This window comes from Polaribacter marinivivus (assembly GCF_042651285.1).
Lineage (GTDB): Bacteria > Bacteroidota > Bacteroidia > Flavobacteriales > Flavobacteriaceae > Polaribacter > Polaribacter marinivivus.
In genome coordinates, this window is sequence record NZ_JBHSCY010000001.1 from 1,634,091 (window position 1) to 1,648,401 (window position 14,311).

Genomic DNA, 14,311 nt, shown 5'->3' on the forward strand with positions numbered 1-14,311 from the left:
TAAGAAAATTTAATGGTAAGATGCTATAATTTCATCAACTGTATTTGCAATTTCTTTGTGTCTATTTTTCTTTTCTAATTTAGTTGGTTTAGCAGCTCTTTCAGTACAATTTTTTACACTACAAGTTTCACAAGTAACACCAACTGTTCTTTTGGTAAAAGTGTCTTCTTTTAAAAATTGTAATTTCTTCTTTAAGTGGTTAGATAAAAGCATACCAATGCTTACACTTCTTTGTATGTCTTTTTTAAAAGGATCTGAAGTTGCTGATGAAAGTACTAGATATTCGTTGTTTTCATTTTCGTATGAAGAAATTTGTATACCAAATGTGGCTCTTTTTTTAGATGATTTTTTAAAATCTTCTATAGTTTTTATAGAAATCCATCTTCTACAATAGTGCTCATGATTTCTATTTGCATGAGGTGCTTGTTGTTGTGTTATATGTAGTTCTTTACTCAATCTAAAATTTTCTGAATTTTGATTATGAGTAAAACGCAGAAAGAAGAGGTTTTTTATATTAAAATACTTAGGTAATATGTTTGTTAGTCTTTGATAAAAAGTTTCTTGAGAACAATTAAACTGTTTTATGATTTTGTGTAGATGCAAAGAATTCCATGTTTTTTCTGCAAATAGATCAGTAAGTTTTTGCGTAATAATTGTTCTTGGTATAATTAAAGCTCCTGCAAAATAAGAGGCAATAAAATTATGTAAAACTTGGTCAAAACTTTCGAACTTAATCCATGGAAAAGTATAAAGTCTATCTTCTATGTTAAGAAAATTATAGGCAATTTCTTTAGCATAAATAAAGGTTTTTTGTGCTTCAGAAATATCTTTATCAATTAATAGAATTTTCTTTTTTGGAATAAAAATGTTTCTTAATTCATCTAGATTTTTATGTTTAGAGAGTTCGTCTTCATTTATAGTGTAGCCAAATTCTTCTATTAAAATTTCTTCTAGTTCAGAAGAGGTAATTTTTTTTGTAGTGTCAATTTGATACGATTTTGCAAATCTTTCTGCATCTGCTTCTATATCTTCAAAATAATTATTATGAGCTTCTTGATAACTTCTTAAAGAGGCAAGAAAAAAACTTTCTCGTGTTAAATTATAGTTTTGAGCAATTTTTATAATAGTACTAATAAATGCATTAACCTTTGCAGGGGCATTTGCGACAATATCTATCAGTACATTTTCTTTAATACCAAATAAATCTAAAGGAATCTCTTTTAAAATTTTAGATTGTAATATTTCTCCAACAGGAGCTAAGTTTTTATCGAGTTTTAACGAAACAAAATGATCATAAGGTACTTCTAAGTGTTCAGCCAATAAGACAATCTTATCAGGTTTGGGATATTTTTTACCTTTTTCTATTTCGTTTAAATAAGATTTAGAAAGCCCTGTAAGTTTAGCTAAACCAAATAAAGACAATTTTTTGTCTGTTCTAATCTGTTTAAGCTTTAAACCAAATATTAAACGTATGTACTCGTCTTCTATAACCATAAAACAAAGGTAAATATTTTAAAGCGAATATAAGAAAAATAATATTTTTTATAAAAATAGCGAACGTTCGCTTGTAGAGAATAAAATTATTTTATATACTTGCATAGTAGAAATTTAAAAAATAAAAAATATGGCTATTTCACTCATGACAAAAGAAATTGTTTTTAAAGGATTTGATAAAAATGAATTTAAAGAGATTTTGACTCCAGAAGCTTGTCAATTTTTAATAGAATTACAAGAAAGATTTAATGAAAAAAGAATAAAACTATTAGAACATAGAGAGGTGGAGCAAGCTTTTTTTGATGCTGGTAATTTTCCGAGTTTTCCAGAAGAAACTAAAGATATTAGAGATTCTAATTGGGTTTGTGCAGAATTACCTAAAGATTTGTTAGATAGAAGAGTTGAGATTACTGGTCCTGTAGATCGTAAAATGGTAATTAATGCGCTTAATTCTGGTGCAAAGACTTTTATGGCAGATTTTGAGGATAGCAACTCACCATCTATACAAAATGTTTTACAGGGTCAAATAAATTTAAGGGATGCTGTAAATGGCACTATTACATATTATAATTCTACAAAAAATAAAGAATACAAACTTAATGATGAGGTTGCAACTTTATTAGTAAGACCTAGAGGATGGCACCTAAATGAAAAACACTTTACTTTAAATGGAGTTGAGCTTTCTGCTTCTTTAGTAGATTTTGGATTGTACTTTTTTCATAATATAAAATCATTACAAGAAAAGGGTTCTGCAACTTATTTTTACTTACCAAAATTAGAGCATTATTTAGAAGCAAGGTTGTGGAATGACGTTTTTGTATTTGCTCAAGAGTATTTAGATATTCCTCAAAAAACAATAAAAGCAACTGTTTTAATAGAAACCATAACTGCTAGTTTTCAACTAGATGAAATTATTTATGAATTAAGAAATCATATGGCTGGTTTAAATTGTGGAAGATGGGATTATATTTTTTCTTACATCAAAAAATTTAGAAATCATAAAAACTTTATGGTGCCTAATAGAGACGAAATCACCATGAATTCGCCATTTATGAAAGCATATTCTTTACGTGTCATTCAAAGATGTCATAAAAGAGGGGTTCATGCTATGGGTGGTATGGCTGCACAAATTCCGATTAAAGGAGATGACATGGCTAACGATTTGGCCTTTGCAAAAGTAGTTTCTGATAAAGAAAATGAAGTAAAAAACGGACATGATGGAACTTGGGTTGCACATCCAGGTTTGGTTTCTGTGGCTATGGATGTTTTTAACAAACATATGATTACTAAAAATCAATTACACATTAAAAGATATGATATTAATGTTGGTGTTAACGATTTGGTAGAGTTACCTAAAGGATCTATTACAGAAAACGGAATTCGTAAAAATATAAATGTAGGTATTTTATATATAGAAAGTTGGTTAAGAGGTAATGGAGCAGCAGCACTTTATAATTTAATGGAAGATGCAGCAACAGCAGAGATTTCAAGAACACAAGTATGGCTTTGGTTACACAAATATGTTCAAATACAAGATGGTCGTTTTTTTGGAGAAGAGTTGTATCAACAATTAAAGAAAGAAGAAATTCAAAAAATAAAAAATATGATAGGTGAAGCAGCTTATTCAAAAGGAAAATTTGACTTAGCTATCAAATTATTTGATGCTTTGGTATTAACAAAAGACTACAAAGAATTTTTAACATTGCCTGCTTACCAACACATATAAAAAGAAAACTCGCAACTACTGCAATAGTTACGAGTTGTTACTAAAATTAAAAAATAATCTTAATAATCTAAACAACAAAATTATGAAAAATTTAGCTCAATCTAATTATGCTAATGCACTTAAAACAGTAAAGAGTTTAAAACAAAAGTTTGGCGATAGTTGGAAAACAATAACTCCAGAAAATGCTGCTAGAATGATTAGTCAAAATCGTTTTAAAACAGGCTTAGATATTGCAAAACATACTGCAGCTATTATGAGAAAAGATATGGCAGACTATGATCTTAACGCATCAAATTACACACAATCTTTAGGTTGCTGGCATGGTTTTGTGGCACAACAAAAAATGATTGCCGTTAAAAAACATCATAAAACAACCAGCAAAAGATATTTATACCTTTCTGGTTGGATGGTTGCTGCTTTACGTTCAGAATTTGGACCATTACCAGATCAATCTATGCACGAAAAAACAGCAGTCCCTTCTTTAATTTCAGAAATTTATGATTTTTTAAAGCAAGCAGATGCTATAGCGTTAAATGACTTATATAGAAGGTTAGAAAATGGAGAAAAAGTACAAGCAGAAATAGATAATTTTGAAACGCATATTGTGCCAATTATTGCAGATATAGATGCTGGTTTTGGCAATGAAGAAGCTACATATTTATTAGCAAAAAAAATGATTGAAGCTGGTGCTTGTGCTATTCAGATAGAAAACCAAGTTTCAGACGCGAAACAATGTGGACATCAAGATGGAAAAGTAACTGTACCTCATGAAGACTTTATTGCGAAATTAAATGCAATTCGTTATGCTTTTTTAGAGTTAGGAGTAGATGATGGTATAATTGTGGCAAGAACAGATTCTGAGGGAGCAGGTTTAACTCAAAAACTTCCTGTAAGTCAAGAACCAGGAGATTTAGCATCTCAATATTTAGCGTTTGTAGAGGCAGAGCCTATCAATATAAAAGATGCAAAAGAAGATGATGTTTTATTGAAAAGAGATGGTAAATTAGTAAGACCAGTTAGGTTAGCTAATGGATTGTACAAATTCAAAGAAGGTTCTAATATAGATAGAGTTGTTTTAGATTGTATTACAAGTTTACAAAATGGTGCAGATTTATTATGGATAGAAACACCCACTCCAAATGTAAAACAAATAGCACATATGGTAAACAGAGTAAAAGAAGTAGTGCCAACTGCTAAATTGGTCTATAATAATTCACCTTCTTTTAACTGGACCTTAAACTTTAGACAACAAGTTTATGAAGAAATGCGTAAAGAAGGTTTAGATATTATGCATTACGATTTTAAAAATTTAATGGATGCAAAATATGATGATTCTAATTTGTCTAAACGTGCAGATGAAAAAATTAGAACTTTTCAATTAGATGCAGCTAGAGAAGCAGGAGTGTTTCATCATTTAATTACATTACCAACTTATCATACAACAGCTTTACATATGAATGATTTAACAGAAGGTTATTTTGGAGAAGAAGGTATGTTAGCATATGTAAAAGGAGTGCAAAGACAAGAAATTAGAAAAGGGGTGGCTTGTGTAAAACACCAAAGAATGGCTGGTTCAGACTTGGGTGATGACCATAAAACATTTTTTGCAGGAGATAAAGCATTAAAAGCTGGTGGCGAAAAAAATACTTCAAATCAGTTTGATAATGTTACCAATAATGAAAGCAAAAAAGCAAAAGCAAAAGTAGTAGCCTTGGCTAGTTAGTATTTCAGATTTATTTTAATAGTGATAAAGGGTCTTTTTAATTTTATGTAAAGAGACTCTTTTTTTATTAAAGTTTTTGTAACAAAATCATAAATTATGCTACATATTATTAAAGTTATATGTCGATTATTTTAAAAAAAATAACGAAATTGCTTTTTTCAAAAATTGTACAACTCTTAAAAAACTAATCAACAATGGCAGATGAATTTGATTTACTAGAAACAAACTCTAATGATAAAACTGAAAAGGTAGATGTAAACTGGGGTAAAGCTATAGATACTATGAAATCTAAATTAGCACAAGAAGATGATCCAGAATCTCGTCAAAAAATATTAAATGCTACATTAGATGATGTAGTGCATATGGCAGAACAAGATAGAACTACCCTTTTAGACGCTATAAAAGACTTAACAGATTACCAAGATGAAGTTGGTATTTTATTCGAAAGATTTTCTTCTTTAAATGAAACTGAACAAAAAGTAATAGATGATGCTCAAAAAGAATTAGAAAGAGCAAGAATAGAATTAGAAGATGCCCAAAATAAACCAGATACTTGGTGGAATAATCTTTGGGGTAGAAAAAGTAAAATTAAAAGAGAAGAAGAAGAATTTAAACTAGCAGAAAAAGTTCGTTCAGAAGCAGATAATAAAGCAAAAGCCATGTTTCAAGAACGAATTGAAAGTGCAGATATTGAAACCCTTTTAGGAGAGCTTTCTTACAAATCTCAAGCAGCAGTTACACGTCTTAAAAACAGAGAAGTAGAGATAAAAGAAGTAGAAGAAAAGTTGAAAGATGCTATTGTAGAAGCTTCAAAAAATCATACAAAAGCTTTAGAAAAAAAGAAAGAAACAGAAGATAAATTAGAAGAGCAATATGCACTGTTAAAACAAGCACGTCAAGAGTTAGATGAAATTGCAGACAAACAATCTACAGAGTATTCAGAGGCTATTGCAAAAGTAACTGGAATTGAACAAAAAGTAGAAGAGTTAGAAGGGTTAAAAAATGCCTATACAACATTAGCAGCTAGTAAAGATAGTTTTGTGCATAAACACAACTTAACTATTAAAGTATTAACTTCTTTACGTTCTAATTTACAGACTCATAGAGCTAAGTTAAAATCAGATACAGAAGAAAGATTAAAGTATTATGATGGTTATGTAGTGGCTTTAAAAGCAAGAACAGATCAAGAATTTGCTGCCATTTTAGAACACTTAGGTGTAAAGACAGATGAGCATATAGGAGAAACATTAGCATCTATGCATTCTGCAAGTGCTAGAGCTCGTCAAGAAATGATGGACAATATTCCAGTTCATGAAAAAGTAATGAATGGAGTATACAGTTCTTATGCAGAAGCATTACAAGAAATTCGTCAGAAAGATGTAGATATTCAAAAGAATTTTGCAGATAGATATGGTATTGATATGAAAGAAATTTTTGAAGACTACTATAAGGCAGATAAAGAAAAGCCAAAAACTGAGGAGCCTAAAAAGTCAACTCCAAAAGCGGATACTTCTGATGATGATTTATTGTCATAATATTTACTAATGGATAATTTTTTAAAAAGAATAAATTTAATACAACCATTTTCTTTTGACTTAAACACTAATAAAACAGACTTTGTAAATAATCTTAGAAGAAATGTTGACTTGAAAGACATTGATGGTATGTTCTCAACGATGTTTGAAGCTTTTGAAAAAAGTGAAAACACTTTAAAAGGGAGTGTAAGTTTTAATGAATTTAGTCTAAAAAAAAGACAGAGATTTTTTGATAGGAAAGCTGGTTTAGCAAAAGCTATTGGGAAATATGATATGAAAGGTGAAAAACTTCAAATATCTGGATACATAAAAGCATGGAGTAATTTTATGTATTTTTTCTTTGCTTTTTTATTACTCTTTTACACTATTTTTATTTTTGGTTTTTTCTTAAATGTGGAATTTAGTGAAAACACATATATTCCAGTTATTTTTATAATAATACATGCACTTTTTATGATAGGTATCCCTTATTATGTGCTAAAATCATCAATAAAAGATTTAAAAAAAGAGATAGAAAGAGAATTTCATTTTATAGTAAGTAAGAATATTAATATATGATTACAACACCTTTAGATTCTGCTGAGTTAAATTCTAAAGAACAATATGTTTTTTACCATAAAATGGTAGATTTTGTTCTAAAAGAATTAATAGTAAGTATTCAGCAAGAGCACTTACTTAATCATCAAGAATTGTTGCTTTTTAAACAATATTCAGATTTACTTTTATATTCTATAGAAGCCATGCGTATTAAATATATGTATGATGAAGAAGATAATATGAAAGTAGATTTAACAGAATCTGGATTCCCTAATTATCTAGAATTTAGATACTTGTATAATGATTTAGAGTTAAAAAATCAATATATACATAAGTTAACAGATAGTAATGCTTTAAAAGAAGATTTTTTAAATACACTATTAATAAAAAAACAACCTATAAAAAGAAGTAAGCTTTTTCAAGCAGCTTCATTAGTGTATTACAAGTCTGTAAATCAAAAATATATTTTCAACAGATTTGTACAAGGTAAAATTTTAGCATCACCAAAAAATAGTCAAGGTGAGTATGTAACAAGTTGGAGTTTTTATGATGTAGCACATAACAGGCCATTTATTTGTTATATGTATTTTGATTATGATGGAAAAGACGCAGAAAATGATAGGTCTGAAATTTATAAAGTATTAAAAGAAAGTGCAGATAGAGAAATGTCTTTAGATGCAATGGCTTACACTATAGACAGAAGATTGCCAGATTTACGGCCAAAGCATATAAAAAGAATAGATTTAGGACCTTTACATAATGTTTTTGCTAAAGATGAAAATGATATTACACATGCCATTTTAAAAGCAATTGCAGATAAAGATATTGCCATAGAATCTTATGCTTTATCATTAAAAATAGATGAGGTTTTTTCTGGAGCAACTTTTCAAGAGGGTAATTTTTTCTCAAAAAAAACATTTCAAAAATGGAGCGAAGTTATATCTCAAAAATACATTTTTGCTCCTCATAGAATTATTCAGTTGTTACATAATAGAACACCTGAAGTGCTGCTTAAATTAGCAAAGCAGCCTATAGAAATGAGTGAAATAAAAAAATAGTTTGCAGTTTGCAGTAACCAATTAACAGTAAAAATTAAAAAACAATCAATTTTTCCCTTTGGGGAAATGTCTGAAAGACAAAGGGGCTTATGGAACACAATTCAACTTTTCCAATAAAACAAAACGAATTAGATATGCTTCGTGATGAAGCAACAGATTATATTAAATCTATTCAATGGGAGCAAGGTAATAAAGCTAAGAGTAGAGAAAAAGAGGCAAAAGACGATTCTATTTTACTCTATTTATCTAGAGCAAATAATGGAAGCAATGTTTCTATAACATCAGTTTCTAAAACTATTTTGGCTTTAAAAAAGCGTTTGTTGCCAGACTCAATAGCCATTCCAGTTCATTTAAATCAAACTTTATTTGCAATTCAAGAAGGGTTAACATTAGGGATTTGGATAAAAGATGCCTTTTATGATGCATCAGGTTTGTCTTCTTTAAATGAACGTAAATCAGCATTAGATCATTCAGGGAAAAGAGAGTTTGAAAGTAAATTACAAACAGCAACAGCATTTCAATTATTTTCAACGTCTTATAAAATTTTACACGATTTAAAACCATTTGCTTCTGACGATTTGTCTGTGATGAAACAAAAGTTTGCAGGTATTCCAGAAGTATCTCTGTTATCTCCTTTAAAAGGAATTGCTTGTTCGCTTTTTTATTTTGATAAATATTTAAGTCATCCAGAAATCATAAAATCAGACAAAGATGTTGTCGATTTTACGGTTGTTTATTTCGAAGCTTTAATTGATGAAATTCAATTACGTAAAAGTAGCTTAGAATACACAGAAACCATTTTAGATAGAACCTACAAATTAGAAAATTCAGATTTTGCAATTTCTGGATGGGAAAACGTTTTTGCTGGTACAGCCAAAAGTGTTGAATTTAATAAGGTTCAATTTGAGCAGATTGTAGGTAATAAAGATGCCAAACATTTTGCACGTAGGTTAACAGAACGAATGTTGAGTTACGATTTTAAAGCACAGAAAAATCCGTTTCAAGAATTAGGAGGTTTTATGCCTGTTTTTATGGGTTATGGAATTCCTGGTACAGGAAAATCGATGTTAATTGCAGCCATTGCCACACGTTTAAAAGAACATTGTGATAATTTAGATATCCCTTTTTTGTTCCATCCAATGCCAGATACATTAATCTCTACCTTTCAAGGAGGTTCTGCAGAAAAAATGGTTGAGTGGATGAAGCCTATGCAAGATCCTACAAAAATAATTTTTGCACCTATAGATGATGCAGAAAATAATTTACAAGAAAGAACAGCACAAGGTGTTTCTGCAGGAGTTAAAGAAGTAATAGGTGTTTTTTTAAGATACACAGAAGGTGCTTATGCTGTAAATTATGGAAATTCTTCAGTAGGTTTATTTACTAACCTACCAGAAATGTTAGATAAAGCTGTGATTTCTAGAGTTCAAGGTCGTTTTAAAATTGATGGAGCAAGAACAGCACACGATTTCTTAGATCAAGATTACATTTGGTGGAAAAAGTTTGAGAAAACGATTCCAAATTTTGTGAATATGCAAAATCCTGCTGAATATGAATTCTTAAAAGATCAAGGATTGGCTAAAAGTATGGGAGATATTTTAAATACCATAGAAAAACCATCAGAAGAAAGAGTTTTAGAAGCTTATGATAGAGCAGCTCAAAAACACAAAACTAATGAGCATTTGTTTTTTGCAACGTTATACAAAGAAATTCAAAAAATATTTCCTTTCTTTTCATCTAGAGATGTTAGAAATATACAGTCTACAATTTCTTTACGTTTAACAGATTTTGATTTAGAACAAGATTGGTTTGATAATCCTGAAGTTTACTTTAAAAAAGATTATGAAACTAAGTTTAATATGCTACAAGAGTTGATGAAAGCTAATATGAAAGGATTAGATTTTTCTGAAATTAGAAGACAAGAAGTAGTACGTTATTTAGACAATGTTGCTACAATTGCAGATACAGATTTTAAACGTAAAGTAGATGAAAGAGTAAATCAATTAAACATAGATTTAGAAGCACGAAGAAACTTTGAAAACGGAAACTAAACATAAAATTAATAATGTTACTTCTAAAGTAAAATCTAGTGCTTGGGGTAAATTAGAAGATATAAATTTTGATTATACCTTTAAAAATGGAACATCAAAAAACCTAACTTTTGAGATTTATGGTAAAAGTGATGGAGTTGCAATTTTACTTTATAATACTGTAAGTAATAAAGTAATTTTATCGAGACAATTTAGGGCGCCTGTTTATATACATGGTATTTCTAACGGATTTTCAATAGAGGTTGTTGGTGGTGCTATAGATAAAAATGAATCACCTGAAAAAGCTGCAATAAGAGAAACAGAAGAAGAGGTTGGATATAAAATTAAAAATGTAAAAAAGGTAAGTACAGTATTTTTATCACCTGGTATTGTAAACGAAAAAGTACACCTATTTGTTGGAGAATATACAGCTGAAGATAAAACTAAAAATGGAGGAGGAGTTGCTGCAGAAGATGAAGAAATAGAAGTTTTGGAAACTGATTTTTCAGATGCCTTACAAATGATAGAAAAAGAACAAATTATAGATGCAAGAACCATTATGTTGCTGCAGTATTTACAGATTAATAAGCTAATTGACTAGCGTCATTATGAGGAAGAATGACGAAATAATCTTCTTATAAATAAGTAGATTGCTTCATTACATTCGCAATGACTTTAAAAAATGAAAAAACTAAAAGAGGCCAATTTATATAGAAACGAACTAATTCCTGTTAGTGGAAAATTAGTGGAACGTTATAATAAGTGCTTGTTAAAAATGGGTTTTGAAGAAACAAAACTCACAAAATTTTCTATTGATGGTTTAGGTTGGAGTCCTGAGATTGCTCAAGAAAAGAAGAACTCATTTTATTTAAATAATGGTGAGGCAAATACACATGCAATTCTAATTTCACCAAAGCAAAAAGGAATACCTGTTTACAATCCTTTTCATTCTTTTGATGCAGCATTAATGAAATTGGTGTTTAAAACACATCAAGAAACCATTAATGATATCACAAGAGATTCAGCTATTTGTATCGATTTTGATCAGAAAATTGATGTGTTTTACGAACCTTTAGATGTTTTGCGTTACAAAAATGTTGTTATTAAATTCCATTTAATTGATGCTTTAGAGAAAGCTAAAGCAGAGCAACTAAAACTAATAGAAGTATTTAATACCGATAATAATTTTATTAACGAAAACATTCATCAACAACTATTAGCATCTGCTAAAAAACACGGAGATTTAAGAAATAGAAAAGTGGTTTTAGAAGATATTAATTTTACATCAGATTCTTTTTACACAAAAGCTTTTGGTGGTATTTATGTTTTAAGAGATTTTATAGAACCTATACTTATTTTCGAAAAAGAAGAGGCTTATAAAGAAGCTATAAAAGACACTATTCATGATGTGTTAATGTATCATATTTCTCATGCAGAATTAATTGATAAATTAAATAGTCATAAAATTATTGAATGTGATTTAGAAGAAGAAGCTACTAAAAAAAGATATGAACGTATAAAAAAATATGTTTTTTCTACATTCTTAAAAGAGCATAAGCATCCTATAAAAGATATTTTAGAAGACCCAATTTTATTTAAAAGTTACTTAAACAAGATTGATCTATCAGCAAGAAAAAAAGTAATGGGGGTAGAGCTTTATTTAGATAAAAAGAAGGTTTCTAAAAATATAAACCCAAAAGATAGTATAGATGAAAACATTTATGTTGCTATGCATAAACCTCATTCTTCTTTAAAGCCTAGTCATCAAGATTTAATTTGGAACTTACTAGTAAGTATAGCTCCTAAAGATGTGCTTTTTCTCTTTTGGTACGATAAAGAACAATTTTTCGAGTTATTTAAAAACTTAGATGAATCTATGAAAGATTGGGTGATAGAAACAATACGTAACAATTTTAATTAAAAAAAGACTAATTTTATAAGTAGTCTAAAAATCAAAAACCATGACACTCGAAATCATCATATTTATAGCATCCATTTTATTTGGAGCCATTATTTTTTGGAGAGAATCTCAAAGCAATAAAGTATATCGTTTTTTTAATAAACTAATGAATTCAAAAGAATTGCAAATGAAAGCTGATGATAAAAAAGGATTTGTGTATCAACAATCACCTTTACTTAGATTGGTTTTTATTACGTCTTTATTTTTAATAGGTATTGTAGTAACACGTATTTTAATCCCTATTGATTTAGCTACGATTTCACTATTTGCATCTATGATTTTTGGCACTTTTGCAGGCACATATTTAGCTGGGATTATATTTAAATCTTCTGCAGTTATCGAAGAACAATCTGAGTCTTTAGAAGATACATTTCAAGAGGTAATCGAAAAAGGTAAAGAACTCATAGATGATTTAAAAAACGAAGAACCAGCTACTATAGATAAAGCTCAAGAAGAAATTAAAGAAACATCAAAAGAAAATCAGAAAAGTGCTAGAGAACGTTTAAAAGATAAAGGGTATTTAAAGTAAAATTATGCTAAAAAATTATTGGAATAAAGGTGCAAAACAAAAGAAAAGAGTCATCTTTTTTAGTGCTATACTATTGGGTTTATTGTTTTTTTTAAGAGACGACTATCAACCTGCATTATTGATTTTTAGAAAATACATATTTGTAATTCTGTTATCATTTATAGTTTTATTTTTTGGAATCAGAAGATTTAGAAGATTAGCAAGTTCAGGAAAAAGAATACTTACTTTATTAATGCTGTCAGCTTTCTTTGGCTTATTGTATTTTGTGGGTTGGCATTATAACATGTTCGATTACATGAAAACCTATAATGTGTTTAACAATCTAAATCGTTTTGAAATTGTAGAATTACCTCTTACACAAAATGAAAGAATTCAGCCTTTACGAAATATCTTTTCTATGGCAAACGAATCTGTTGGAGAAACCAAAGATGTTTCATTGCCACATTTGGTAAGAGTTGATGGTAATAATCAATGGACAATGGCTATACAGCCCACAGAAAAGTATTATTGGCAAGGCTTAAAAGACAATACAGAAGAGGTTTTTTCGGTTTCGAGTACAACACCTTTTCCTCGATTTTCGAGCGAAAATAGAATTCCTGTTACATTTTCTATAGGAGAATCTTTAAAGTTTAGTAGAAATACGTACAATGCAGTTGTACAACGTTTAAATCCTTGGATGTTGTTTAATTACGAACCAAGTGATACCTATTATATGAAAAATGATAAAGGTGCTTGGGTACAAGTAGTGAGTTTAATTAAATGGAAAGGTTTCTTTTTCCCTTATCCAACTTTTGGTGGAGTAATGGTTGTAGAAAATGGCGAACATAACTTTACAGATTACTTAGAACGAATTACCATTGGTAAAGGAACGTTTATTGCACCAGAAGAAATGAAAAATTACGAGTATTTAAAAAGGCAAAATACTTTGGCTGAAAAGGTTTCAAGAATTCAAGCAGAGAGCTTAAAGTTTTTAGGTGGTTTTTCTGATCCATTACCTTGGAATATGAAAAGTGCAGTGAAAATTCCGTTAGCACCCAAAGATCAAAATCAGCAGCCTTATGTAACTGATTTCGATTTTTCAGACACTAAAGTAGGTGCTTATAGTGGTTTGTATCATTGGTTTGGTTTAGAACCTATAGGTGATGAAAGAACTAGTTTAAGTTACAGTGTGTTTATTCCAGCAGATGGTACAGACAGATTGTATTATTACGATCATGCTTCAAAAAAACAAGGTTATGCAGGCGTTTCAGCTATGCCTTTAAAAGTTCAAGAATCTAAAAAAGAATATGATTGGAATGCGAATGCTCCTGTAGAATTTAGACCTTACATTAAAAACATTGCAGGAAAAAAACGTATGTTTTTCTTAGGCACAGTGTCTACTATTAGTTCAGATAATCCAGAACAATTTGATGGTGCTGCAACACCAGATTTAGCTTTGGTAGATAGTGAGTACAGAGATGTAGTGTGGATTAATGCTAAAAAACCTAGTACTTGGAATGAAGAGGTGTATAAACAATTAAATGAAGCTTGGAGAACTAGCGAAAACGGAAATATTTATTTCGAAAAAGAAAAAACCATTTTAGAAAAAAACAGACAAATATTAGATTCTATAAAATTGATTTCTAAACAAGAAAAAAACCTAAAAGAAATTCAGCGTTTACAAAAACAGATAGATTCTATTAAGATGAATAATTAATGCTAAACTTGTTTTAAAACTTA

Annotated in this window: 11 protein-coding genes; 10 read left to right on the plus strand and 1 reads right to left on the minus strand. The window is 29.3% G+C overall.

The features are described 5' to 3' along the window. Nucleotides 1-9: 9 nt before the first annotated feature. Complete coding sequence (locus tag ACFOWD_RS07695; protein ID WP_377409468.1) at nt 10-1,494, minus strand: helix-turn-helix domain-containing protein; 1,485 nt, start codon at nt 1,492-1,494, stop codon at nt 10-12. 130 nt (nt 1,495-1,624) lie between these two features. Here ACFOWD_RS07695 and aceB point away from each other — a divergent pair, with 130 nt between their 5' ends. The 10 genes from aceB to ACFOWD_RS07745 all read left to right on the plus strand — a co-directional run bounded on the left by aceB (nt 1,625) and on the right by ACFOWD_RS07745 (nt 14,288). Further along, nucleotides 1,625-3,220: a malate synthase A gene (gene aceB, locus ACFOWD_RS07700; protein ID WP_377409470.1), complete on the plus strand. Its 1,596-nt coding sequence runs from the start codon at nt 1,625-1,627 to the stop codon at nt 3,218-3,220. A gap of 82 nt (nt 3,221-3,302) precedes the next feature. Continuing rightward, entirely contained in the window at nt 3,303-4,943 is a 1,641-nt protein-coding gene (locus ACFOWD_RS07705; protein ID WP_377409472.1) for an isocitrate lyase, read from the plus strand. A 194-nt stretch (nt 4,944-5,137) separates the two neighbouring features. Then, nucleotides 5,138-6,478, plus strand: coding sequence for a microtubule-binding protein (locus ACFOWD_RS07710; RefSeq protein WP_377409474.1), 1,341 nt, complete (start codon nt 5,138-5,140; stop codon nt 6,476-6,478). A 9-nt stretch (nt 6,479-6,487) separates the two neighbouring features. After that, nucleotides 6,488-7,036: a hypothetical protein gene (locus tag ACFOWD_RS07715; RefSeq protein ID WP_377409476.1), complete on the plus strand. Its 549-nt coding sequence runs from the start codon at nt 6,488-6,490 to the stop codon at nt 7,034-7,036. Next, complete coding sequence (locus ACFOWD_RS07720; protein ID WP_377409479.1) at nt 7,033-8,073, plus strand: hypothetical protein; 1,041 nt, start codon at nt 7,033-7,035, stop codon at nt 8,071-8,073. The genes ACFOWD_RS07715 and ACFOWD_RS07720 overlap by 4 nt, the downstream gene beginning before the upstream one ends. 89 nt (nt 8,074-8,162) lie before the next feature. Further along, the gene (locus tag ACFOWD_RS07725) at nt 8,163-10,124 is read left to right on the plus strand and encodes an AAA family ATPase (protein ID WP_377409481.1); all 1,962 of its coding nucleotides are present in this window, start codon (nt 8,163-8,165) and stop codon (nt 10,122-10,124) included. Beyond that, complete coding sequence (locus ACFOWD_RS07730) at nt 10,108-10,704, plus strand: NUDIX domain-containing protein (protein ID WP_377409483.1); 597 nt, start codon at nt 10,108-10,110, stop codon at nt 10,702-10,704. The genes ACFOWD_RS07725 and ACFOWD_RS07730 overlap by 17 nt, the downstream gene beginning before the upstream one ends. 81 nt (nt 10,705-10,785) lie before the next feature. Beyond that, nucleotides 10,786-12,024, plus strand: coding sequence for a DUF6638 family protein (locus tag ACFOWD_RS07735; RefSeq protein WP_377409485.1), 1,239 nt, complete (start codon nt 10,786-10,788; stop codon nt 12,022-12,024). A gap of 40 nt (nt 12,025-12,064) precedes the next feature. Further along, on the plus strand, nt 12,065-12,592 hold the full coding sequence (locus tag ACFOWD_RS07740; RefSeq protein ID WP_377409487.1) for a hypothetical protein: 528 nt from the start codon (nt 12,065-12,067) through the stop codon (nt 12,590-12,592). Nucleotides 12,593-12,596: 4 nt separating this feature from the next. After that, nucleotides 12,597-14,288 (plus strand): hypothetical protein, encoded by a 1,692-nt coding sequence (locus ACFOWD_RS07745; RefSeq protein WP_377409489.1) that lies wholly within the window; start codon nt 12,597-12,599, stop codon nt 14,286-14,288. Nucleotides 14,289-14,311 lie beyond the last annotated feature (23 nt).

Bases quoted from the DNA above. Each gene is read 5' to 3' on its own strand.
- ACFOWD_RS07745 (WP_377409489.1), top strand. From the start codon at position 12,597: ATGCTAAAAAATTATTGGAATAAAGGTGCAAAACAAAAGAAAAGAGTC.
- aceB (WP_377409470.1), top strand. From the start codon at position 1,625: ATGGCTATTTCACTCATGACAAAAGAAATTGTTTTTAAAGGATTTGAT.
- ACFOWD_RS07720 (WP_377409479.1), top strand. From the start codon at position 7,033: ATGATTACAACACCTTTAGATTCTGCTGAGTTAAATTCTAAAGAACAA.
- ACFOWD_RS07740 (WP_377409487.1), top strand. From the start codon at position 12,065: ATGACACTCGAAATCATCATATTTATAGCATCCATTTTATTTGGAGCC.
- ACFOWD_RS07710 (WP_377409474.1), top strand. From the start codon at position 5,138: ATGGCAGATGAATTTGATTTACTAGAAACAAACTCTAATGATAAAACT.
- ACFOWD_RS07735 (WP_377409485.1), top strand. From the start codon at position 10,786: ATGAAAAAACTAAAAGAGGCCAATTTATATAGAAACGAACTAATTCCT.
- ACFOWD_RS07695 (WP_377409468.1), bottom strand. From the start codon at position 1,494: ATGGTTATAGAAGACGAGTACATACGTTTAATATTTGGTTTAAAGCTT.
- ACFOWD_RS07725 (WP_377409481.1), top strand. From the start codon at position 8,163: ATGGAACACAATTCAACTTTTCCAATAAAACAAAACGAATTAGATATG.
- ACFOWD_RS07705 (WP_377409472.1), top strand. From the start codon at position 3,303: ATGAAAAATTTAGCTCAATCTAATTATGCTAATGCACTTAAAACAGTA.
- ACFOWD_RS07715 (WP_377409476.1), top strand. From the start codon at position 6,488: ATGGATAATTTTTTAAAAAGAATAAATTTAATACAACCATTTTCTTTT.